The organism is Flavobacterium flavipigmentatum, from assembly GCF_020911905.1.
GTDB lineage: Bacteria > Bacteroidota > Bacteroidia > Flavobacteriales > Flavobacteriaceae > Flavobacterium > Flavobacterium flavipigmentatum.
In genome coordinates this window covers 159159-184009 of record NZ_CP087133.1, presented here as the reverse complement: position 1 = coordinate 184009, position 24851 = coordinate 159159, and the positions used below count along the sequence as shown (strand labels likewise).

Sequence of the window (24851 nt, the reverse complement as noted above, 5' to 3'; positions counted from 1 at the left end):
TGCTGAAAATTTCGTTAGAGACTACAACAACCGATTATAAGTTATATAAAATAGAAAAATCTGGGCATTTTATAGTAGCAGAAAAACCTAAAGAAACAGCAAACGTTATAATTCGTTTTTTAGAATAAATCTAAAAACACCCATCAATAACGCTGAAATTATTAAAATTGTAGGCGATAGTATATTAAATATTTATCTCAACCTAATCTGTTGTATAGCTTGGATAATCAATATAACCACTAGCACCTCCTGTATAAAATGTATTTGAATCTGGATCATTCAGTATCCAATTATTACTAATTCTTTCAACCAAATCAGGGTTAGAAATATAGTATTTACCAAATGATATTAAATCTGCATCACCATCTTCTATAGCACTTTCTGCTGTTACTGGATTATAGCCTCCATTGGATATAATCACACCTTTAAATAGTGGTCTGAAGTGCTTAGTTACACGGCTAATACCGTATGGATGATTATCAACTGATATAAAAGGCTCAGCTAAATGTAAATATGCTAAATCGTATTCGTTCAATTTTTTAACAATGTATTCGTGAACATCGATACTGCTTTCATCTAGCATCATACCCAGTATATCATTTTGAGATGGGTTAAGCCGTATTGCAATACGATTAATAGGTACTGCACCTTTGAGAGAGTCCAATAATTCAAATAAAATTCGGGCTCTATTCTCAATACTACCGCCATATTCATCAATTCTGTTGTTTGAATATAAATTAAAAAACTGATGCAATAAATATCCATTTCCGGCTTGTAATTCTATACCATCAAATCCAGCTTCAAAAGCATTAATAGCTGCCTGTTTAAAATCCTTAATGGTTTGTTTTATGTCCTGTACTGTCATTTCGCGAGGTATAACGGTATCTGTAAATCCAGTCGGAATATAAACTTGAGTATTTGGGTTTAAGGGTGAAGGAGCTAATGGAGCAAGTCCATTATGATAAAAAGGATGTGACATTCTCCCAGTATGCCACAATTGTATAAAAATTGATCCATTTTGATTATGTACAGCATCAGTTACTAATCGCCAAGAATCAATTTGCTCTTGGTTGTAAATTGCTGGTAGATTAATGCCTCCTTGAGCATCTCTACTAACTAAAACTCCTTCTGTAATTATTAATCCCGCAGATGCTCTTTGTTTGTAATAAGTAACTTGAAGCTCATCAACAGTATTTGTATTATTATCCGCTCTTGAGCGACCCATAGGAGCCATAATGATTCTATTTCTAAGTAATAAACCATTCATTTCGAATGGCATTGATAGCATCTTTGTTTTCATCTGTAGTGTATTAAAATTTATTATAGTTACTTTTGGAGTGTAAAGCTATAATAAAGATTATACATAAAAAATAACTTACTTTACAGTAACACAGTTACCTTGAAGTAATTAATATTGATTATCAAATGGATACAGCAACAAAAAAAATTAAACAATTAACTAATGATATAAATCGTTGCCCTGTTAGAGATGTTTTAAATCACGTAGCAGACAAATGGTCTATTACAATTATACATATATTGGGCGAGTATGAGACTTTACGATTTAATGAAATTAGTTACATCGTCAATGGCATCTCACAAAAAATGTTAACTGTAACACTCAAAAAACTATTGCAAGATGGCATAATTACAAGAAAGCAATACCCTGTAATGCCTCCTAAAGTAGAGTATTCCTTAACGGAGCTTGGCAAAAATTTACTACCTATACTATCTCAATTAGTAGAATGGGCAACAGTTAATTTACCAAAAATAAAAGAAAATCAAGAAAAATATAATAAAAAATAACGTTTATATTGTTTTTAGTTTAAAGAATTTAGAAGCAATTTCTAAAAAAAAATTGTAAGTCATTCACTTTATAAAAACCGTGATAGTGCTAAAATACCATCTTTAATTTGGTTTTCGGTCAAAGAAGCGTACCCAAGTCTAAATCCTACTATTGGTTCATCAAAACTAAAACTTTGTGGTAACATAATTTTTATACCTTGTTTAAGTAATTTTTCAGCAACTACATTAGTATTTACGTTATTATTCGGTACAATCCAAAAAGCCAAGCCACCTTCAGGCTTATTATAAGTAGCCTTATCTTTTAGGTAATGATCACAAATACTTTCAAAATAATCACGCTTAGCTTTATAAATTAAACTAGTCCGTTTTAAATGACGCTTAATATCACCATCATTAATCAACTGCAATATTGCCTCTTCCATAATATTATCACCCTGTACATCAATCATTTTGCGGTGTTTTCCAACTTTTTGAATAATTTCAACATTACTTACTAAATAGCCAATTCGTAAAGCAGGAGCTACAATTTTACTTAGTGTACCAATATAAATATAATTGTGTGCAGTTTCAAAACTACTTAAAGGCAAAATAGGTCTCTGACCAAAATGGAATTCATTATCATAATCATCTTCTATAATATAAAAGCCATATCGATTTGATAAATCAATCAACTGCAATCGTCTCTTTAAACTTAGCGTTACAGTTGTTGGAAACTGATGATGAGGTGTTACATATATGGCTTTAATAGCAGCATTCTTTTTTAAATACGCTTCAACCTCATCAACTATTAATCCATTCTTATCAACATTTACAGGAAGTAACTTTGCGCCGGCATTTTGAAACGTTTCCCAAGCAGGTTTATAACCGGGGTTTTCTATCATAACACAATCACCAGAAGAAAAAATAGAATGTGACGCTAAATACATTGCCATTTGACTACCTCTAGTAATGCATATTTCATTAATAGTAACGTTCATTCCTCTTTTAAAATTAAGCATTTGAACAATAGCTTTTCTAAATTCAATATCACCAAATTCATTGCTATAACCCATTATTTGCCAACGCGACTTTCTATTAAAAATTTGTCTGTATGCTCTAGCCAATTCATTCATTGGTGCAAGCCGGCTATCAGGCAATCCATCATCAAAATGTAAACTTGGTTTACTAACTTCTTCTTCTTTATTAATGGGTTGTTTATCATCCTTTAAATTTAGCTTTTCTGGTAAAATTTCAGAGATAAAAGTACCTTTCCTTTCAACAGCAATAAGCCAACCCTCAGCAAGTAATACATCTATAGCTTCAATTACTGTATTCCTATTCACACTCAATAAACTAGCTAATTGCCTGCTTCCTGGCAAAGCGTTACCGCTAATCAGTTTTCCTGATTTTATAGCATCAATTATAGCATCAGCAATTTGCAAATAAATTGCTTTTTCTGAACTACTATTTAAAACAATTTCTAATTTCCACGGTCGCAACATCTGGTCTAGCTATTAATGATAAAACTGTACTATTTAAACAGTCCAAAGATACAGTAATTTTGTAATGCAATAATGCACAATCTAAATTTTATTATAATGGAAACTAAAGAAAAACAATTTACGTCAAAAGATTTTCATCAAACATTTGCAAGACCAACATTTGTGATGCCTGAAAAACTAATTCACAAAAATGTTGAACAAGCTGGTGAACACAATCAATTTTCTACAGAAAGAAAACATCCTGTTTTTTTTATTGATTTACCAAGCAAGAATGTAAGTATGACAGTTGGTGGTTTACTGCCAGATCAATTGACTAATCGTCACAGACATACTTATGAAACAATGCTTTATGTTATTGAAGGACACGGTTACACAGAAATTGAAGATACAAAAGTAGAATGGAAAGCTGGTGATGCTGTTTACATTCCAAGTTGGGCTTGGCACAGACATAAAAATTTAAGCAATACTGAAAATGCTAAATATTTAGCTTGTGAAAATGCACCTCAGCTACAAAACTTAGGAGTAGCATTAAGAGAAGAAGAAGGAAGAGACATTTAATACCAAAAAAACAAAATGAAAAACGTACCATTCAAAGGCATTATCGCCTACCCTATAACTCCATTTGATGCAAATGAGAACGTAGATATTAATTTATACAAAACACTTTTAGAAAAGTTGATTGTAAACGGAGCTCACGGAGTTGCGCCATTAGGTAGTACAGGTGTTATGCCTTACTTGACTGATAGTGAAAAAGAAGCAATTACTGAAGCAACTATCCAACAAACAAATGGTCGAGTTCCAGTTTTAGTAGGTGTATCAAATCTAACGACTGAGAGAACTATTTATCACGCAAAATTTGCGGAAAAAGCTGGAGCAACGGCAGCTATGATAATACCTATGAGTTATTGGAAACTTACTGATGATGAAATAGTAAAACACTATGATGCTGTAGCAAGTAAAATTTCTATTCCAATTATGGCATACAACAATCCCGCAACTGGTGGTGTAGATATGTCTCCAGCTTTACTTAAAAGATTACTAGAAATTCCTAATGTTACTATGATTAAGGAAAGTACGGGCGATGTGCAGAGAATGCACTTTTTAAGAAAAGAACTTGGCGAGGATGTTGCTTTCTACAATGGTTCTAACCCTTTAGCATTAGCTGCTTTTGCTGCTGGTGCTGCTGGTTGGTGTACTGCCGCTCCTAATTTAATACCTAAATTAAATGTCGATTTGTACAATGCTATTCAAAATAATGATTTAAAAGCTGCTCAAGATATATTCTACAAACAAGTAAATCTTTTAAAATTCATTGTAAACAAAGGATTACCTAGAGCTATAAAATCAGGACTTGAAATTCAAGGACAAAATGGTGGTCATTTAAGAAGTCCACTACAACCTCTTAGCGAAAGTGAAGTTGCCGAATTAAAACAAGTATTGAATGGAATTCAAGTTTAGTTATGCACAAATTGTATTAAAAGAACATAAATTTCCTTTCACACTATTCAAATGTGAAAGGAAATTCTTGGTATCAAGTAATAAATTAAAAAACGTAAAATGAATTTAAAAAAATTAACATCGGTTTCAGGAAGACCCATCGCAGAGAATCAGAACGTAAAAACAGCAGGAAAAAGAGGTCCTTTATTGATAGAAGATTTTTGGTTTCTTGAAAAATTAGCACATTTTGACAGAGAAGTCATCCCCGAGAGAAGAATGCATGCCAAAGGCTCTGGTGCATTTGGTACATTTACGGTAACAAATGATATTACCAAATATACAAAGGCTAAAATTTTCTCTGGTATCAATAAAAAAACAGAGCTTTTTGTCCGTTTTTCTACAGTAGCAGGAGAAAGAGGTGCCGCGGATGCTGAGAGAGATATAAGAGGATTTGCTGTTAAGTTTTACACTGAAGAAGGGAATTGGGATTTAGTTGGTAACAACACACCAGTATTTTTCCTTAAAGATCCTTATAAGTTTCCAGATTTAAACAAAGCTGTAAAAAGAGATCCAAAAACAAACTTGCGTACAGCAAATCACAATTGGGATTTTTGGACACTTTTACCCGAAGCTCTTCATCAAATAACAATTGTAATGAGCGAAAGGGGAATTCCAAAATCATACCGACAAATGCACGGATTTGGTAGTCACACTTTCAGTCTGATCAATGCACAAAATGAAAGATTTTGGGTAAAGTTTCATATAAAATCAGAACAAGGTATTCAAAACCTTACTAATGAAGAAGCAGAAAATTTGATTGGTAAAGACCGAGAAAGCCACCAAAGAGATCTATTTGAAGCAATTGAACAAGGAGATTTCCCAAAATGGAAATTAAAAATCCAGGTTATGCCAGAAGCCGATGCTAAAACATATCGATTTGATCCTTTTGATTTAACTAAAGTTTGGCCCCACGGTGATTATCCTCTAATAGAAGTTGGAGTTTTAGAACTCAACAGAAACCCTGAAAATTATTTTGCTGATGTAGAACAAGCCGCTTTTAATCCAGCCAACGTTGTTCCAGGAATAGGTTTTTCTCCAGACAAAATGTTGCAAGGTCGCTTGTTTTCCTATGGCGATGCACAACGATATAGACTTGGTGTAAATCATTATCAAATTCCTGTAAACACACCCAAATGCCCTTTTAACAATTTCCATAGAGATGGTGCGATGCGTGTTGATGGAAACGAAGGAGCAACCATTCACTATGAGCCAAATAGTTACGGACAATGGTCAGAAAGTAAAGAATATACTGAACCATCTTTAGAATTAGAGGGTGCTGCATTTCATTACGATCATCGGGAAGATGAAGATTACTTTACGCAACCTGGTAATTTATTTAGGTTAATGACAACTGAGCAACAACAAACTTTATTTAATAATACAGCAGCTGCAATTCAAGGTGCGGAAAAATTCATTCAAGAGCGACACATCATCAATTGTTATCAAGCCGATCCTAACTATGGTGTAGGAATTGCTAAGGCATTAAATATTGATATAACAGAAGTAATATTATAAAAAATAACCAGATGATTATAATACAGTTCAAAGCTCTTGTTGCAAATATAATCATCTGGATAATTTCTAATTTTTAAAATTCAAATTACTAAGGATATAAACTTATAAATTTGACTATGTACGTATTTTAAATCAATACTTACTAAGTAAAAATTAAAAATCAAATTAATAATTAGAATATTAGAGTAGTAATAAAATTAGAAAAAAAATATGAAAGCTATACCTCAAGAGTATCAAATAAAAAAATTACTACATCAGGATACTTATCTAGTAAATGGTGAATTAAAAAAATGGAATGGTGGAACAACACCAGTTTTTTCAACTATTTCTACAACCACTGATTACCAGCCTACTTTATTGGGTTCTATACCATCTATGGGAATTATCGAAGCTAATGAAGCAGTTGCAGCAGCCACAGAAGCTTACAATAATGGGCAAGGATTATGGCCCACTATGAAGGTAGCAGATCGTATTAAATGTATGGAAAATTTCGTAACTCTGATGAAAACACATCGATCCGAAACAGTAAAACTTTTAATGTGGGAAATTGGGAAAAGCCTAACTGACTCTCAGAAAGAGTTTGACAGGACTGTTGAATACATTTACGATACCATCAATAGTCTTAAAGAACTAAACAGAAGTAACGCTCGTTTTACAAAAGTACAAGGTATCAACGCTATGGTACGTCGTGGTCCGTTAGGCGTAGTTTTGTGTTTAGGTCCTTACAACTATCCGTTAAACGAAACCTTTTCTTTGCTTATTCCCGCACTGATAATGGGAAATCCAGTAATCTTCAAACCTGCTAAGCATGGAGTTCTATTACTATCCCCATTACTACAAGCTTTTAAAGAGAGTTTTCCAAAAGGAGCAATAAATATAATTTATGGAAGAGGTCGAGATGTAGCATCTCCAATTATGAAATCAGGAAAAGTAGATATTCTTGCCTTAATTGGAAACAGCAAGTCAGCAATAGCATTACAAGACCAGCATCCTAATAAAAATCGTTTACGATTGATACTCGGTTTAGAAGCCAAAAATCCAGCGATAATCCTTCCGGATGCCGATTTAGATTTGGCTATACAAGAATGTATCAATGGTTCTTTGTCATTTAATGGACAACGTTGTACTGCACTAAAACTTCTATATGTTCACGAATCAATTGCAGATGAGTTTAATATACGCTTTGCCAACAAAGTTGATGAATTGATTTATGGTAATCCTTGGGAAGAAAATGTATTTCTTACACCTTTGCCTGAACCTAATAAAACAGATTACATTAAATCACTAATAGATGATGCCATTTCAAAAGGAGCTAAAGTAATTAACCCTAAAGGTGGAATACAAACTGAAAACTTTATATTTCCTGCTGTATTACATCCGGTAAATAAGGATATGCGAGTATATCACGAAGAACAATTTGGTCCCGTAGTACCCATAATCACATTCAAAGATATTCAAGAACCATTGCAAGATATGGCAGAATCAAACTATGGTCAACAAGTGAGTTTATTTGGTACAGATATTAAAACTTTAGCTCCTCTGATTGACGGGTTAGTTAATCTGGTTTGTCGAGTTAATTTAAACAGTTCTTGTCAGCGAGGTCCCGATGTTTTTCCGTTTACAGGACGAAAAGATTCTGCGGTAGGTACATTAAGTACCCACGATGCACTTCGTTCTTTCTCAATAAGAACATTTGTTGCTTCAAAAGATAATGCAGACAACAACACCATTTTACAAGAGCTATTAAACAGCAAACAATCAAACTTTATTAATACAGATTATATTTTGTAAATCTTAAATTGTTCAAAAAGTATAAATAAATGGACAATTATATGTGATAATAAATAAAATAGTAGACTAACATCAATCAATTATGGTTTTAGAAAAAAACAATATCCGCTTAGTTCCCATAGTTTCAGAGGACATCAATGAGCTGAAAAAATTTGCTTTTGACGATAAGCTATGGGAATTCGGATTAAACAAATTATCAAATACAGCGGAACTTAAGGCATATATTAACGATGCACTAGTAAAAGTAGAAAGTTCATCCGCAATTGTTTGGGTTATTCACAATGCAAATGAAACTATTGGTACCACAAGAATAGCAAACATTGACTGCAATACTAAAACAGCCCAATTAGGTTGGACTTGGATAAACCCAAAATTTCAAGGAACAAAAGTGAATAAAATTTCAAAGTATTTGATATTACAATATGTTTTTGAAGAATTGAACTTAGAAAAAATCATAATACAGATTGACAAACAAAACATTGTTTCAAACAAAGCTGCACAATCAATAGGTGCCAAATTACAAGAAATAATTACAAACCATCTTAAAACTTGGAGGGGCAATTACAGAGACACAAACGTTTATACAATTGAAAAAAATGATTGGCAAAATATCAAAATACAATTACTAAATAAAATTGATTTATGAGAATTCATTATCTACAGCACGTACCTTTTGAAGATCTCGGTTTCATTGAAAATTGGATTCTTGAAAACAACCATACAGTAACCCATACCAAGTTTTTTGAAAGTCAGTTTTTACCTAATCAAGAGAGTTTTGATTGGCTAATTATCTTAGGTGGTTCAATGAATATCTATGATGAATATAAGTTTAACTGGTTGGAAAACGAAAAAAAATTTATTAAAAAGACAATTCAAAACAGTAAAATTGTTCTAGGTATTTGTCTAGGAGCACAATTAATTGCAAATTGTTTGGGCGCAAAAATAATTCCTAATAAAGAAAAAGAAATTGGATGGTTTTCTATAAAGCAGATTAATAATCAAAGTCCAGTTTTCAACTTAATCCCAAACAATCATATTACTTTTCATTGGCATGGTGACACGTTTGATTTACCAAACGAAAGCATTCACTTATTATCCAGCGACGGATGCAGAAACCAAGCATTTCTTCACAACACAAATGTACTTGGATTACAATTTCATCTTGAAGTTTCTAAGAAATCAATTACTAGTATGGTTGAAAATTGCCGAAGAGACATCACTACAGGAAAGTATGTTCAATCAATAAACGATATTTTAGCAAATGATAATTTAATTGAAAATAATAAAAACATTCTATTTAAAGTTCTCGATTTTTTAGAAAATACCAATAAATAAAATACAATAAAAATAAAATGACTTATTGTCAAGTTATTACAAAAGATAAAAAAACAAATTTAAAAAATTTAAGATGATACAAGAAATAGAAAAAGTAAAATGTTTAATTATTGGTTCTGGTCCAGCGGGTTATACTGCAGCGATTTATGCAGCTCGCGCTAATATGTTTCCGGTTTTATATCAAGGTTCACAACCTGGTGGACAACTTACAACAACAAATGAAGTGGAGAATTGGCCAGGAAACCCCGAGAGTATTACTGGGCCAGAAATGATGATTAACATTATGGAACAAGCTAAACGATTTGATGCTGACATTCGAGATGGTTGGGCAACTAGAGTCGATTTTTCTTTTCAACCTCTAAAGGTTTGGATTAATGAAACCAAAGAAATACATTGCGAAACAGTAATAATTTCTACAGGTGCAAGCGCAAAATACTTGGGACTTCCATCCGAGCAGCACTATCTACAATCTGGCGGTGGAGTTTCGGCTTGCGCCATCTGTGATGGTTTTTTTTATAAAAACCAAGAAGTGGTTATTGTCGGAGCTGGTGATTCAGCTTGTGAAGAAGCACATTACTTGTCTAAACTTTGCAAAAAAGTAACTATGTTGGTGAGATCAGAAAAATTCAAAGCATCAAAAATAATGGAACAGAGAGTTCGCAAAACAGAAAACATTACAATTTTGATGAACCACGATACCCTTGAAGTTGTTGGTGATGGTCAAGTGGTGACTAGTGTAAAGGCAATAAATAAAAATAACAATACTTCAATTGATATTCTCGCAACAGGTTTTTTTGTAGCCATTGGTCACAAACCTAACACCGATATTTTCAAAGATTACATAACCTTGGACGAAACAGGTTACGTAGTCAACAAACCAGGAACATCTAAAACAAATATAGATGGCGTATTCGTAGCAGGTGATGCTGCTGATCATAATTATAGGCAAGCAATTACCGCAGCAGGAACAGGATGTATGGCTGCTTTAGATGCTGAAAGATATTTGGCGAGCAAATAATAAACGTATCATATACTGAATGCAAAAAAAATAATTCTAATTTTGGTAGATGTAGTGTAATATCGCAATGCATAAAATAAAAGAGGATACTACAGAAAACGGCCAGTTAAAAAAGGTTATTTTTACTGAAGATAAAATTGACAGAGTAATATAGATGTTCCTGTTTCAGTAACTCATTTTCTTTAAAAGAAAAGAGGTTATTGAATGTTCAGTATTCAAGAGTATTGTTGAGTACTCTATTATAAATTCTTTTCATCAAATCCTCAAATTATAAATTCTACAACCTTACTAACATTATATATTATTAATAATTATGACCATTCAACAATTAAAATATGTTTTAGCATTAGATCAAGAGCGTCATTTTGCAAAAGCTGCTGAAGTATGTATGGTTACTCAACCTGGACTTACAATACAGCTTAAAAATTTAGAAGAAGAAATAGGGATTAAAATTTTTGACAGAAATAAAGTACCATTAACACCCACAAAACTTGGAATAGAAATTATTAATCGTGCAAAAAAAATACTTCGAGAAGCAGATGAGATTCGCGATTTTGTAGTAAACGAAAAAAATAGTTTAGAAGGCGAAATCAAGGTGGGAATAATTACTACGTTATCTCCATATTTAATCCCATTGTTTATTAATCGTATCAAAGAAGCTACTCCAAAAGTTCATTTTATAATAAAGGAAGCCAATACTGGTCAATTAATGAATGATCTCGAAACAGGTTTATTAGATGTTGCAATAATGGCTACCCCCACAGGTAATACAAATCTAATTGAACATCCCATTTTCAAAGAGCCCTTTATGGCCTATTTAAATGCAAATCACCCAATGGCAAAAGATGATTTTTATGAAATGCAACCCGCTGATAAAGCAGAATTATTATTACTTCATAGTGAATTTTGCTACAATGCTCAGTTACTTGATATTTGTGGATTAGAAAATCCTGAAAAGATAAAAGCGCAGTTTACATACGATGTTAGTTCAATTGAAACTTTAAAAAATTTAGTGCGTGCAGATCTAGGATTTGCAATAATTCCTGAATTATCCATTGTTTACGAAAAGGATTCTAGGCTTATTAAGCCTTTTAAAGAGCCAGTACCAGTTAGGGAAATTAGTTTAGTTGTTTCAGATTCTTTTTCAAAAAAATTACTACTTGAAAAAATGAATGAAGCCATCTGGAGCTCTTTACCTGACTCCATCAAAAAAGACTTTGCCTATCGAAAAATAAGATGGAATGATTCTCCATACTTTGTAAAATCTATAAATAGTTTTATGTAATGTAAAAAAACCTGACAGGAATGTCAGGTTTTTTTAATGTATAATTAAATAACATGTTATTTTTGTACAATTGTATTTTTAGAAGCAGTTACAATTACTTTTGCAACGCCTTCAGGCTGGGACATAAATACTACATGACTACCTTTAATTTCAGTAATTTTTGTATTAGAACGTTTGTACATCATACGTTGAATTTGTGGGGCGATACTTTTATCATTTGTAGCAACTACTGCATAGGTTGGTTTATCTCTCCACGATGCTTTTATAATTGGTGTTGCAAATCCTTTACCATAAAAAGCCCCTTGTGAAGCAAACATAAAAGCAGCTTCTTCTTTACTTATGTCAGCACAGAATCCTGCATGATATTTTGCTTGGTCATAATAAACAATTCCTTTTGCATCAGGAGCTAAGACTCCATTTTCTGGAGATGGTGGCACTGTTTGGAACCACTGCAGTGCTGTTTCACCATTATCAGGCTGAAAGGCTGCAATATAAACTAGAGCCACAACATTTTTATGATTACCAGCTTCTGTTATTACAGCACCTCCCCATGAATGTCCTACAAGAATTGTTGGACCAGTCTGTTTGTCAAGTACTACATTAGTTGCTGCAACATCATCCTCAAGAGACGTCAGCGTGTTTTGAACAATCGTAACATTATATCCTTTTTTGCTAAGTGATTCATAAAGTGCTTTCCATCCAGAACCATCAGCAAATGCACCATGCACAAGCACAATGTTTTTTACGGATTTTGTTCCAGTCTGTGCTATCGAAGTAGTGTTTACTAATAAAAAACTAAATATAAATAGTGCAAATAAGTAACAAGGATTCAACTGTTGTTTTAAATTAATTGGTTTCATTTTTTTAGGTTTTAAAATTATTATTTTTAACTACAAAATTAAGGTTGCTAATAAGCTGATTTCGGTGTTTAAAAGTTTCGATATAGGACAAATTTCTTTAGCTTTTTTTGCTAAATTCTGAAACTCTTCCTCACTAATTTGTGAAACTTTCCCACTAAGTTCTAACGCAATTAACGTTATGGTGCCATCTTCAAAAGTTACTTTAGCTTCTGTTCTCAAATCTTCTGCTATATACCCTACTTCACTTAATAGAAAGCTTAATTGCATAGTAAAACAACTAGCATGTGCCGCAGCAATTAATTCTTCAGGATTCGTTCCTATGCCTTGTTCAAAGCGAGTTTTAAATGATACTTGAGTACTGTCTAAAGTCTTGCTTTGTGTAGTGATAGTTCCATTCCCATCCATTCCAGTACCCTTCCAATTTGCATTTGCTTTTCTTGTAAATTTCATAATCTCAATTTTAATAATTATTATTTATTTATGTTTCAAACCATTCTTTTGATTTGATGGGACAAATTTATGTTTGATGCTTTCATAAATCAAATTAATAATTTTTGAACTTCATAATTTTTTTTTATAATTAGTTGATTGTTTTAAATAAATATTTGAGTTTATTTCTTTGATACATATAATACTTACCTAGTTGTTTATAGATTATACTTTTATAGATTATACTAAATTAAGTCAACTTTATCATCAATATTAATTGAGTTATTTTATTATAATATCAAACCTAGCATTACGATTGGCAATGTTTTAAAACGATATTAAAAATGCAGAGAAATGATTTACATATAGTAAGGGTTTATATAAATAAAATTCTAGTCCAGTAAGTGGTAATAAAAATTAAAAGTGGATTATTTTATCTTGAACTTTTCCTTGTCCTTTGCAACTTGTGTTGAATTTTAATAAGTAGATGTAAATGGTTTAAATCTTAATTCTAGCTATGGACATTAAAGAAGATATAAAAACTGAAGAAAATATAAAAACATTAATTTATGCTTTCTACGATATAGTGAGAAAAGACGAGTTACTGTCTCCCATTTTTAACGAAGTAATAAAAAAGGATTGGGACACTCATCTTGAAACAATGTGCCGGTTTTGGAGTACGATGCTTTTATATAGCCGCACTTACAAAGGAGATCCCATGTCAAAACATATACCACTTATACTTTCAAACGAACATTTTGAAAGATGGTTTTTACTTTTTACAGAAACTGTTGACAAGCTATTTCAAGGAAAGACTGCTAACGATGCTAAAAGAGCAGCAGAGAATATTGGCAGAATAATGCAGAAAGTAAAAGGTATAAATACCAAAAATTAAAAACTATGTTATCCATAAGAAAAATAGCAATAACTGCAATTAGCTTCACTTGGTGTGGTTTAATTATAGGAATAAGTTTTATCGAAAGTTGGTTAAAATTTAGAGCACCTAATGTTACTTTATCTATAGGACTGGGCATTGGAAAACTAGTTTTTGGAGTACTAAACAAAATAGAAATACTTCTATTATTTACGATAATTATAATTTCATTTAATATTATGTCTCAAATTTTAAAAATTAATAAACTTTTGTTTTTAATAGTAATAATTGCACTAGTGTTACAAACATTTTGGATACTTCCAATACTAGATTTCAGAGCAAAAAGTATAATAGAGGGATTGAAACCAATTCCATCGTTCTTTCATTTATATTTTATTTTACTAGAACTTATTAAGTTAGTCGCTCTTTTCACTTTTGGACTTCTTATCAATAAATCAATTAATAAAAAAATATAAAAATTAAATTATGGAAGATCAATGGCTTAAATCATTAATAACAAAAACGCCTCAAGAAGGATTTGAATTAGCAATAACACTCTCGAGAAAAGGGGTACGATATACCCAACCTGATCCAGAGGTGTTAAAAAAACTTAGACCAGAATATGCAAATGATCCTGAAAAATTAACTGCAGCATCACATGTAATAGCAGTAAATTTTCAAACGATTGCAGCAGCAAACAATTATTGGAAATAATACTAAAAAAGCTTTTCCTAAATCAAACTTAAACTAATATTTTCAATGTACTCTTTATAAAAATTAGTTTAAGTTATGGGCAGGTTGAATTTTCAGAGTTAATAAGCGCTTAATAAAATATGGTGATCACTTATAAAGAAATGAATTAAAAATAAAATAACTGCTATTACAGGCTAATGAAGAATTACAATTCATATAAAAGATGAATTGGGTCAAATCAATATTTATAGGAGCTTTTAAAAAACTTAACTATTTTAACAAGTTTAATGATCAAATTCTACAATATAAAGCTTTACGAACTCGAAACCACAATCATCGAAATGGAGGTTGACACAAATGGTTCAATACTTAAAATTGAGTCTGTTATATTCATTATAATACAGTGTCTTGCCGAATTGAAAGAATATGTTTTAGAAAACAAATTTAAAAATATTGAAGAAGAAATCAGCTTCTTTAAACATCAAAAGCCGGTTATTGTCTCAAAACTTATTTATTACAACGCTATTTATAAGATCGAAACAAAAAAGCCTAACGATAAAAAAGCTGTTAGAAAATATTTGAACGCCGAGTTAAAAAAGCTTAAAATATATTTTGATAACAACCTTGAATTCTATAAATATTACCGAACAAACAATTCATTTATTGATGAAAAGCTTTTTGTTCGGGGGAAACACGATATTAAACTAAGCTTGGATACTGTCTATTTTGAAACAGATCATAGGTTTTCAACCTCTCACGATTATAAAGCTGCAAAAATTATTGCAAATGACCTGATACAAGTATATCTAGAAGACCAACTTAATAATAATAGGCATAAGCCAACGGATAAAACTACTCTAAAATGGACAGGAAGCAAAACTGCGCTAATAGAATTGATATATTCACTTTATTCAAAGGGTGTATTCGATAATGGCAATGTAGATATTAAAGTCATTGCAAAAGTATTAGGAAGTGCGTTTGATATCAATTTGGGTGATTTTTACCACACCTTTATGGAAATTAAAAGCCGAAAAATAAATCGAACCAAATTTCTAGACAGTTTGCGTGATGCTTTGATTAAAAAGATGGATGAAGATGACAAAATTTAGAATAGTTTCGCTATCTACTGCCTGGACTATGAAAACTTTTTGTTTTTAAAATATCTGGATTTTCTGTCTTATTTTCAGTCAAATCCTTAATTTCCTTTTTTTCAGGAGCAATAGACAACTGTATCTTTCGTTCAATGGCCGCCAGTTCGGTTTTTAGTTCGCTCAATCTGATTTCTTTTGTCCAAGTACCATTGACCACTTCTTGAAGAACAGGTAAATCTTTTTCCAGTTCAGCAATTTTCTTTTTTTTTTGCTCGATATAGCTGGGCAATTTTTCCAATGCATTGAGAAAGTTCATACAAGCCAATTTTTCATCTTTGGCAATGATACCATTATTGTAGGTATATTTGATATTGCCCTCGCCCATTACCAAAAAGCGGTTTACCCGTAAATCTACACCCTCTTTTTCGGAGATTTCGGTTTTGACTAATAAGGTAAATCCGTATAAACTGCCGATTTCTTCATACTGACCTCCGGTTCGGGCTTTATCTGCAAGTTGATTGAGCTTTGCACCGATTTGTTTGATATCAGCATTGGACGGTAAACTGTCCAATCGCAACTTATTTTCTATAGTACCATCCGAAGATTTTTGTATGCGTTGCAGTAAGTTTTCCCAATCAAGGCTCATTCGGTTAAAACTGGATTGAGCACTTTCAAGTAATTCAGTAAAGTCCTGCAGTTTGTATTTGGCACTGAATTTAGAACGATTGAATGCCTGTTTTTCGCTTTCCAATCCTGCAATCTGCTTTTCTAATTTGGCTTTATCTAATAGGTCAGTATTTCCCGAAAGGATAGCGACGTATTCCGAGAAGTTCATTCCTGATTTTTCATCCATACTTCCTTCGTCAATCGTTCGCTTGCCAAGGTTATTGTTTTTTAATTGGTCTATGAATAGTTGCTTATTGTACAGGAGGTTAAACTTATAGCTATCCAATGATTTTTCTACGGCATAGATAATCACATCTACTTTATTGTCTGCAAAATGTTTCGCAATTTCATTGCCTTTGCGAACAGCCCTTCCGTCACGTTGAGCAAGGTCGCTTGGTCGCCACGGTGTATCGAGATGATGAACGACAACGGCTCTTTTCTGTGCATTAACACCTGTTCCAAGCATACTCGTAGAACCAAAAAGTACACGAATTTTTCCCTCATTCATTCCTTTGATAAGTTCCTTTCGTTGCTTATCACTTTTAGCTTCTTGTATGAAGCGAACTTCGTGTGCAGGTATGCTGTGGTCTTCCACGAGCTTGCGTTTGATTTCGGAGTACACATTCCATTCGTTTGATTTGTAGGTTCCTAAATCGGAGAAAACGAACTGCGTTCCTTTCTGTGCATTGTATTGGTTGTAATATTGGGCAATATTTTTTGCACAATGCGAAGCCTTGTTGTCGGGATGGTCTTCATATATTGCACTTACCATCCGCATATCCAAAGACATTTTTCGGGCATAATCTGTAGCGATGAGCATTTTTGCTTTTTCTTCACTTTGTGACAATGGAGGTCTTCCGAGCAATTCGCCATTTCCTGTTTTGGCAAAATCCATTAATTTTTGAATAAACACAGACTGGTCTGGAGTTGGAGGAATGTTGTATAAAACCTCATTCTTATTCGGTCGGTCAATGCCTATATCTTTTGCCGTTCGGTAATCTGTAATTTCCGAATAGAATTGCGCCAATTCTGGCACTTTAATAAAAAACCGAAAACGTTCTTTTGCAACAATGTTATTAGCAACAGAAAATTCATAATCGGTCGTTTTTCTTGCATAGATAGCCGCCCACGCATCAAAAGAATGAATGCCCTGTTTTTCCATTGCCCTTGGTCGCAGATATTTGAACAGCAGGTACAGTTCAGTTAATGAATTACTGATAGTTGTCCCCGAAAGAAAAGTGGCTCCCATATCTGCATTGGTACGTTCCTGAATGGTGCGGATAGCGAACAACAGGTTCATTGCCTTTAAACTTCCGTCCACGTTTCCCAATCCAGCAACCCTTGTATGCCTTGTGTTGAACATTAGGTTTTTAAATTGGTGGCTTTCGTCCACAAACAAATGGTCTATTCCCATCATCTTAAAATCCACTACATCATCTTTGCGGTTTTCAATATCGTGTTGTAACGTTTTCAGTTTGACTTCCAGGTTTTCTTTCCGCTTGATAACTCCGGCAAGCTTACCTCTGGTAACTTCCTTGCCCTGTGCTTGAAGTGCATCGAGGTTTCGTTCTACGCTGTCTAATTCTACTTGGAGAATTTCTTTTTGCATTTCTGGCGATTGCGGTATCATTCCGAATTGGTCGTGTGTGAGGATGACACAATCCCAATCGTTATTTTTAATGTCTCCAAATTTTCGCAAGCGTTTTTGAGGTGTGAAATCTTCTTTGCCCGGAAACAAAATTTTTGCATGTGGATAGGCAGTACGGTAGGCTTCGGCGATTTCGTGAACATTGCTTTTCAGCCCGATTATCATTGGTTTGTGTGCCAATCCCAAACGCTTCATTTCTTGTGCTGCGGTACACATTACCAACGTCTTTCCTGCACCTACTTCGTGGTCACAGATAGCACCGTTGTTCAGTTTTATCATCCAAACGGTGTCCTTTTGGCTTGAATACAGGTCGTCAATACCTAATGCTTTACGGTCTAATCCTGGAAAGTCTTGATGCGTTCCGTCATAGTTTGGTCGGACGAAGCAGTTAAAAGTATCGTTGTATTGATCGGTCAGCCTGTTTTTAAATTCATCATTTTGGTCGTGAAGCCAACCGGTAAAGGCGGTACGAATTTCGTCAATCTTGGTGTTCGCCATTTGTATAGCTTCCATATCCCGCACCTTAACCTCTTGGTCTCCAACCTTAATTTTCTTGGTAATGTCTGGTGTGGTATTGACAAGTGCGTGTTTGAGCAAGGCAATTCCGTCAAACGTCCTGCTTTCGGCTTTGACTGCATATTTATCCCAGATATGAACATTCTTCTGGTTACATGTTACGTAAAAGTCATCGGCGCTTTCGGAATAATGAATGGCTACCTCTGTATCGAACAGGTGCGAAGCAAATCGTGCATAAAGGCCTGTGGGAATCCAGCGTTCGCCCAAATTAAAATCGAGTTCCTCAAATTCTATACGTCTTGGTCTGGCTTCTTCCAGAACAGTTAGGCTTGCTTTGGCTTGACTATCTTCAGGATTCTTTTCAAGGTAGGCTTTAACCTCTTGAGCTTTTTCTATTACGTTACCTGCAATCCAGCGTTCGGATATTTCGTATTCTTTTTGCAGAGGATTGTAGTAAATACGACCGTGTAAAGCTTCTTTCAAAGCATCTTTAGGCATACTACTGACTTCGGACATATATTCCAAATCCACGCTTCCGTATTTGTTCAGCGAATTCGCTAATGCTTCTTCGGGATTGTCTGTCGCTATTGTTAAGGTAGAGAAACTCACTGGACGGCTGAAAATATCCGCTTTATGAACTACACCGCCAACAACACGTTCCAAATAAGGGATTTCCTTACCAGAACTATCTGTTTTAATCAATTTAGCATTATCGGCACTGTTGAGATTGCCGTACTTTTTGACAAAGGCATCGTATAAACGGTTAAGGTTTTCCCTTTCTCCTTTGTGTTCGGTCTGAAGCGATGCCTCTTTATTGTAAAGCTCTTGGTAAACATCACGTACAGCAATGTATGCTTCGGCTCTTGCTTTTTGTAAAGGTGGTAATTGCAAAGGGTTAAAAACAGCAGTACCGTTTGATATATCTACATCTTGCAGATGACCGACCCAGCCATTATCCACGACAAGGCAATCGTTACGGTAGAACGGTTGGAGTTCGCTACTATACGGAGAAGGTTTGGGAATGGTGTCGAGTATGGCTGACTTATCAGCTTGTCCGTTCCCGTTGCTACTCGAAAACAGGTCGACGATAGCTTCCTGTTTTTTGCCGTTGACTGATGTACTTCCGTTAGTAATTCTATTTGTGATTGGAGGTGTATAAGTTTGTTGCATCGCATTAAACAGATCGGTTTGGCGGCCTATTGCACGGCTACTTTTTTTAGTACTTTGTCTTTTGGCTTGTGTCGTTGTTTTGGGTGAAACAAGAACCATTACAGGTTCTCCCTCATTTTCAAACAGGTCAAAAAAGCTTAACTGTTTAAATTCCTGTGGGTTTTGTCGATTGATTGATAAAGGTTGTTTTTCTGACTGAATGTTTACTGGTTGGACAATTGGAGGTGTTACCTTTGGAGTAGTGGGAATTTGTACAATGGGTTCATCGTTCCGTTCGCTTTTGTATAAAATCAAATTCAGATGCTTGCCAAAATCTTCGGAAAGCATTTGTTTGAGGTCTTTGGCAATTCCCTCAACACCCTCTTTATGTGTATAGATCATAGCAGGTTGTCCATAAGGGTCGGTATCTAATTTGCGAGAGGTATGTACAATTCTTGTGCTGTCCTTAAACAATGTATTGCTTGGAATATCGTATTCCGTTCGGTTGCTTTGGCAAAACAAATCTTCCCTTTCTGTCAGACCTTGTTTTGCTGTGTTCTTTTGCAGTATAATCAAATCACTGCCAACCTCCGTACCTGCATATTGTGTAAAAAGGTTGTTGGGTAATCGTACAACCGAAACCAAATTATTATCCTGCATTAACGCCCTGCGTATCGGTTCGTTCTTTGGGCTATTTAGAATGCCCTGTGAAGTAATGTAAACCAACAAACCGCCTTCTCGGAGCATATCAGTACCTTTGAGAAAGAAGTAATTGTGTATGCTTCGGGAAGCCTGTACTTTTGCACTATCTCTGCTTCGGGAATAGGAAAGGTCAAATATTGAAGTGTCCCCAAAAGGAATATTGCTGGCAAGTACATCATAGCTGTTTTGTTCCTTTTCAGGAATTTCCTCAAAACCACTTATACGGATATTGCTTTCAGGATAAAGCAGTTTTAAAATTTTACCTGTGAGCAAGTCTTTTTCATAAGCGGTAACACTGGCTTTTTGATTTTCTGAAAAGGATTGTATGAATGAGCCGTTACCAGCGGAGGGGTCGAGAAATTTATCAATGTTCAGACCATTATAACGTAAGGTTGCGGAAATAGCATCTATAACCTGTGGCGGTGTATAAAAAGCCGTCAGTACGGAGCTTTTCATACTATCAACATACCTGCGGTATTGCTTTTCGTCTTCGGAATTTTTCTTTAGTAATTGATGGAGTTCCTGCGTGAGTGGAAAAAGATCGTGTTCCGTTTTTCTCCAATTGTTGATGTCTATTTCGTTTGCTATGGGGTTCAACACGAATTTAAGACCGCCAAATCCGCTGTATCGCATCATTAGCAATCTTTCGCCTGCGGTGGCTTGTCGTTTCTCCTTTTCAAGTTTGAAAGCAATTCGTAAGGCATCAATATTCTGTTGGAGATGTTGCTTTTTACTGAAGCCCATTTACAGCTATCCATATTGCGATGGTTCCCGTTATTTCGGTATATAGCAAGTCAAACTCATAACCGTATGCGAAATCATCGGTTAGTTCATAATTGGAGAAAACAGACTCACAAACAGGAAACATTTTCAGAGCAAACGGGCGCAATTCCTCATCTGCCATTATGGTATCAAACTCATTGCATACCACCTGAAACAAGGTATCGAATTTGGAGAAATGCAGTTTTTCAAACAGGATATGATGGGCTATTTCGTTGCATTGCTCAATTGTATTTCCCGTACGAAAAGCACTCTCATAAGCATTGGAAGCCCACGAGGAACGTTGCTCAATAAATTTTTGGTCGTTTGCTTTTTCGGGAAAGCTGGTGTTTAATAATTCTTGCAGTCGTAATCCGAAATACGATAAGTCTTTTTGCTGTGTATTCATAACTATACTCTTGTTTAGAATTTTACTTAAAGCCTAAAATTATAGCAGAGATTAACAGGGTTTAAAGAAGTGGCAGGGTTTGGCTTTGAGAGGTAGAATTTGGCGTGAAACAAATTACTATCAAGGGTATTAATTTGTACTTTTAACATTTCAATAAATAAGCATTTATAAATCCAGTATTAAAATGAATGAACAAATAGAAAACCTTGAAACACAATTATCTTATGAGGACTTATCAGAGTTAAATGACATGAAGCAACATGCTGATAAGATTATTCAAGGGATAAAAAAATTGGAAGAAAATGACGCCAATCGTGCAATTTGGGAGCTTTTTCAAAATGCCATCGATTTAAGTGACAATTGCGATATAACTATTACTCTAACAGAAGAATATTTAGAGTTTAAACACAATGGACAGCCATTTACACCTATGACACTTGACTGTCTTTTCAAACAAGTTAGTTCAAAAACACTCGAAGAAAGAAAGATAACTTTTGAAGATAATGAGCCAGTTGGTCAATACGGTACAGGTTTTATTACTTCTCATACATTTGGAAAGAGAATTGAGGTAAGTGGGGCACTCATAAAAGATGAGGGATATGTAGCTTTAAATAATTTTTTTATTGATAGAAATACAGATAATTGGAAAGAACTTGGACAAAGGATTAGACTTCTAAAAAAAGAGGTAGGCAGATTACTAAAAAAAGAAAGTACATTACCACCGTATCCAGATACCGTATTTTCATTTCAAACAATTTCAAAGAATAATAGAGATTGTGCAATAAAAGCAGTAAACTCTTTACGAACAATTTTGCCCTACGTAATAACTTTAAATCCAAGATTGCAAAAAGTCAAGGTAAAAGATTTATTAGGTGAAACAACAGTTTATCAACGCAGTGGATATTCTTGTGAAGAAGGACTTCACGCTACTTCCATTCTTATTAATAGCAATAGTGTTGAGGTTTTCTATCTAAAATCAAAAGACAATAAAATCACTGTAATCTTACCTTTTTCTGGAAGTCTGACGGCCACAGACTTAAGTGGCGAATTACCAAAACTATTTTTGTTCTATCCGTTGGTCGGAACTCAGGATTTTGGAATTAATTATCTTTTGCATTCAAGGCATTTTCTACCGAATGAACCAAGAAATGGGTTATACTTGAAATCGAGTAATGAGGACAACCAAAATGAAGAAGAAGCAAACCGCAACTTAATAGATATTGCGTCACAGTTAATTTTTGAATACGTGGAATCAAATGCAAAAGAAATAAGAAATCCAATCAAATTAGCTCGTATAAATTTTAGAACAGATAGTGATAAACCTTTATTAAATGAATACTTTAAAAGTTTAAAATATTCTTGGATAAACAGCTTTAAATCTTTTCCATTAGTTGAGTCCAAATCTGGAAATATTCTTGTGTCTAAATCCGTTTTTATTGCTCCAGTTTTACTCCAAGACGACAGTGTTTTTGAATCAATTTTTACATTAATAGATTTCTTCTGGGATAATACACCTCTAAAACACTTAACAAAAGAATGGTCATCAATTATTCAAGAATGGAATCTCGATGAAATTGAATACATCGGCTATAAGGATCTTGCTATCAAAATTAAGGAGGTCGGTAATCTTACAGCGATTCCACACATACAAGAACTTAAAATTCTATATCAACATTTGATTAAAGAGGAGCATGGAGATTTGTTCAATTCATTTGAACTCCTTCCTAATATCAAAGGAGAATTTAGATTGCTATCGGGTTTGAACAATAATATCAGTTTACCAAAAGAATTGATTGATATTGCAGATATTGTTATGCCAGATATACCAAAAAGGCATATAGATCCAGAATTTAGATTTGAATTGGAGCTAAACCCTTACACGAGAAAAAATTATACAACCGACATTAATGCAACAATAGGTGAAAAAATCAAGGACAAAACACTCACTTCTGAGATCTCGTCAGAATTTTTAGAAGCATTAATCAGCTATTCAAAAATATGTTCATCAGTTGAGTCTAATAGCGTACCTACAAAATTAGTCAAACTGATTTGCGATTATTATCACTCTGATAGTTCCATTTTAGAAATCCCCAGTGTAAAGGATGATGAGTTAGATAATAGAGTATCACAACGTCGGCTAATCCGTTTGTTCTTAAATGATTTAAGTAAGGAAGATTCCCAGTGGGTAGTTGAAAATCGAGAATTTTTAAAGGACATATTAGAAATAGGGCCTTCATATTATGATTATGAAGAAATGTTCAGCACTTTGGCAGTATTTCCAAATCAATTAAACGAGCTTACAACGCAGAATTTTTTAAAGGTTGATGATAATATTCCTGAAGAAATTAAAGATCTTTATGACAAAATAGTAAAACCAAATTTTCCGGTTAGAGCAAATCTAATTCAAAAGGAATTTGCTAAATACTTAAAAGTTCAAGACAAGAAAACCGTTAGAAATCTTACAGAGAAAATCGAAACAGTATTTTTTGAGACTTCCCAATTCACCGCTATAGAAAATCATCCACTTAAGGAATATATTATTGATATAATTCAAAAGTTCAAAACCACAGATGAATACGAAAAGTATTTCCCAATCGTGTTCAGTAAACGATCATCTATCCTTGTTGAACTTGCGGATGGGGATGACTCATTCTCAATCTTAAGTCTTGATTCTTCAAAAATTAAGAAGCTTGCTGAACTTGGTAAAAATCCTAATATTGAAGAAATTATTAATCTTGGTAAGGAAGCATTTATGCAGAAGCAACAAGAAAATGCTAACTTTCAACACAAATATACCATAGGAACGCACATTGAAAATGTTTTAAGGAATGCGATAACAACTCTAATCCCTACCGCTATTAAAGCTGATATTAAAAATGTTCAGGATGGACAGGATATCGTTATTTTAATAAATACAGTTCCCGTATATTTTATTGAAGTTAAATCAAGGTGGGACGCTAACAATTCCGTAAGAATGTCAAAAAATCAGACACTTCGAGCATTTGAGCAAAAAGAAAACTATTCATTATGTTCTGTCGATATGACAAATTACAATGGAGATAATAAGTATAAGGTAGAAGATATTAATGAGATTAAAGACCTTATAAAATTCAATACGGACATAGGTAATAACGTTGTACATTTAATTGATGTATTGAACAAATCAAGTGAACCGGAAACGATACATCTCGATGGTGATTTTAGAACTTTAATTCCACAAACTTATATTGGGAAAGGGATGAATTTGGATAAATTTGAAACTTTTATCATTGATTTTCTAAAAATTAAAATAAACTAATTAGTTGTAAAACATTCAATTAATGATTT

General features: G+C 33.7%; 20 protein-coding genes. 14 read left to right on the top strand and 6 right to left on the bottom strand.

Translation table 11 applies throughout. The annotated features are described in order from the left end of the window. Positions 1 to 202: 202 nt before the first annotated feature. Positions 203 to 1300 carry an alkene reductase gene (locus LNP22_RS00870; protein WP_229974888.1) on the bottom strand — a complete coding sequence of 366 codons (1098 nt, stop codon included), beginning with the start codon at positions 1298 to 1300 and terminating at the stop codon, positions 203 to 205. 125 nt (positions 1301 to 1425) lie between these two features. Between LNP22_RS00870 and LNP22_RS00865 the strand changes: the two genes are divergently transcribed. After that, positions 1426 to 1806, top strand: coding sequence for a winged helix-turn-helix transcriptional regulator (locus LNP22_RS00865; RefSeq protein ID WP_229974887.1), 381 nt, complete (start codon positions 1426 to 1428; stop codon positions 1804 to 1806). A gap of 68 nt (positions 1807 to 1874) precedes the next feature. Here LNP22_RS00865 and pdxR read toward each other — a convergent pair whose 3' ends face one another. After that, positions 1875 to 3287 (bottom strand): MocR-like pyridoxine biosynthesis transcription factor PdxR, encoded by a 1413-nt coding sequence (gene pdxR / locus LNP22_RS00860; RefSeq protein ID WP_229974886.1) that lies wholly within the window; start codon positions 3285 to 3287, stop codon positions 1875 to 1877. Between the two features lie 96 nt (positions 3288 to 3383). Between pdxR and LNP22_RS00855 the strand changes: the two genes are divergently transcribed. The 8 genes from LNP22_RS00855 (at position 3384) to LNP22_RS00820 (ending at position 11728) form a co-directional block, all read left to right on the top strand. Next, positions 3384 to 3845 (top strand): cupin domain-containing protein, encoded by a 462-nt coding sequence (locus LNP22_RS00855; RefSeq protein WP_229974885.1) that lies wholly within the window; start codon positions 3384 to 3386, stop codon positions 3843 to 3845. Between the two features lie 15 nt (positions 3846 to 3860). Further along, positions 3861 to 4745: a dihydrodipicolinate synthase family protein gene (locus tag LNP22_RS00850; RefSeq protein ID WP_229974884.1), complete on the top strand. Its 885-nt coding sequence runs from the start codon at positions 3861 to 3863 to the stop codon at positions 4743 to 4745. A 99-nt stretch (positions 4746 to 4844) separates the two neighbouring features. Beyond that, positions 4845 to 6299 (top strand): catalase, encoded by a 1455-nt coding sequence (locus LNP22_RS00845; RefSeq protein ID WP_229974883.1) that lies wholly within the window; start codon positions 4845 to 4847, stop codon positions 6297 to 6299. Between the two features lie 210 nt (positions 6300 to 6509). Beyond that, positions 6510 to 8090 carry an NADP-dependent glyceraldehyde-3-phosphate dehydrogenase gene (locus tag LNP22_RS00840; protein WP_229974882.1) on the top strand — a complete coding sequence of 527 codons (1581 nt, stop codon included), beginning with the start codon at positions 6510 to 6512 and terminating at the stop codon, positions 8088 to 8090. An 82-nt stretch (positions 8091 to 8172) separates the two neighbouring features. Beyond that, positions 8173 to 8736: a GNAT family N-acetyltransferase gene (locus tag LNP22_RS00835; protein ID WP_229974881.1), complete on the top strand. Its 564-nt coding sequence runs from the start codon at positions 8173 to 8175 to the stop codon at positions 8734 to 8736. Next, the gene (locus tag LNP22_RS00830) at positions 8733 to 9425 is read left to right on the top strand and encodes a type 1 glutamine amidotransferase (protein WP_229974880.1); all 693 of its coding nucleotides are present in this window, start codon (positions 8733 to 8735) and stop codon (positions 9423 to 9425) included. Before LNP22_RS00835 ends, LNP22_RS00830 begins: the two co-directional genes overlap by 4 nt. Positions 9426 to 9498: 73 nt before the next feature. Next, positions 9499 to 10443 carry a thioredoxin-disulfide reductase gene (gene trxB / locus LNP22_RS00825; protein WP_229974879.1) on the top strand — a complete coding sequence of 315 codons (945 nt, stop codon included), beginning with the start codon at positions 9499 to 9501 and terminating at the stop codon, positions 10441 to 10443. Positions 10444 to 10756: 313 nt separating this feature from the next. After that, the gene (locus LNP22_RS00820) at positions 10757 to 11728 is read left to right on the top strand and encodes a hydrogen peroxide-inducible genes activator (protein WP_229974878.1); all 972 of its coding nucleotides are present in this window, start codon (positions 10757 to 10759) and stop codon (positions 11726 to 11728) included. Positions 11729 to 11784: 56 nt separating this feature from the next. Here the strand turns inward: LNP22_RS00820 and LNP22_RS00815 are convergent, their stop codons facing one another. Next, positions 11785 to 12588, bottom strand: a complete 804-nt coding sequence (locus LNP22_RS00815; protein WP_229974877.1) for an alpha/beta hydrolase — start codon at positions 12586 to 12588, stop codon at positions 11785 to 11787. A gap of 30 nt (positions 12589 to 12618) precedes the next feature. After that, positions 12619 to 13038, bottom strand: coding sequence for an OsmC family protein (locus tag LNP22_RS00810; RefSeq protein WP_229974876.1), 420 nt, complete (start codon positions 13036 to 13038; stop codon positions 12619 to 12621). 496 nt (positions 13039 to 13534) lie between these two features. On the opposite strand from LNP22_RS00810, the gene LNP22_RS00805 reads away from it, so the two are divergent. From LNP22_RS00805 to LNP22_RS00790, 4 genes are all read left to right on the top strand, one after another. Then, positions 13535 to 13912 (top strand): group III truncated hemoglobin, encoded by a 378-nt coding sequence (locus LNP22_RS00805; protein WP_229974875.1) that lies wholly within the window; start codon positions 13535 to 13537, stop codon positions 13910 to 13912. A 5-nt stretch (positions 13913 to 13917) separates the two neighbouring features. After that, positions 13918 to 14367: a hypothetical protein gene (locus LNP22_RS00800; protein WP_229974874.1), complete on the top strand. Its 450-nt coding sequence runs from the start codon at positions 13918 to 13920 to the stop codon at positions 14365 to 14367. 10 nt (positions 14368 to 14377) lie between these two features. Beyond that, the gene (locus LNP22_RS00795; protein ID WP_229974873.1) at positions 14378 to 14605 is read left to right on the top strand and encodes a hexameric tyrosine-coordinated heme protein; all 228 of its coding nucleotides are present in this window, start codon (positions 14378 to 14380) and stop codon (positions 14603 to 14605) included. A gap of 266 nt (positions 14606 to 14871) precedes the next feature. Next, positions 14872 to 15693 carry an RteC domain-containing protein gene (locus LNP22_RS00790; RefSeq protein WP_229974872.1) on the top strand — a complete coding sequence of 274 codons (822 nt, stop codon included), beginning with the start codon at positions 14872 to 14874 and terminating at the stop codon, positions 15691 to 15693. A gap of 10 nt (positions 15694 to 15703) precedes the next feature. On the opposite strand, the gene LNP22_RS00785 is transcribed toward LNP22_RS00790, so the two are convergent. Together LNP22_RS00785 and LNP22_RS00780 are read right to left on the bottom strand one after the other, a co-directional pair. Beyond that, complete coding sequence (locus tag LNP22_RS00785; protein WP_229974871.1) at positions 15704 to 21100, bottom strand: N-6 DNA methylase; 5397 nt, start codon at positions 21098 to 21100, stop codon at positions 15704 to 15706. Next, positions 21087 to 21524, bottom strand: coding sequence for a DUF1896 domain-containing protein (locus tag LNP22_RS00780; RefSeq protein WP_229974870.1), 438 nt, complete (start codon positions 21522 to 21524; stop codon positions 21087 to 21089). The genes LNP22_RS00785 and LNP22_RS00780 overlap by 14 nt, the downstream gene beginning before the upstream one ends. A gap of 184 nt (positions 21525 to 21708) precedes the next feature. Here LNP22_RS00780 and LNP22_RS00775 point away from each other — a divergent pair, with 184 nt between their 5' ends. After that, entirely contained in the window at positions 21709 to 24822 is a 3114-nt protein-coding gene (locus LNP22_RS00775; RefSeq protein ID WP_229974869.1) for a protein NO VEIN domain-containing protein, read from the top strand. The last annotated feature ends 29 nt before the right edge of the window (positions 24823 to 24851 follow it).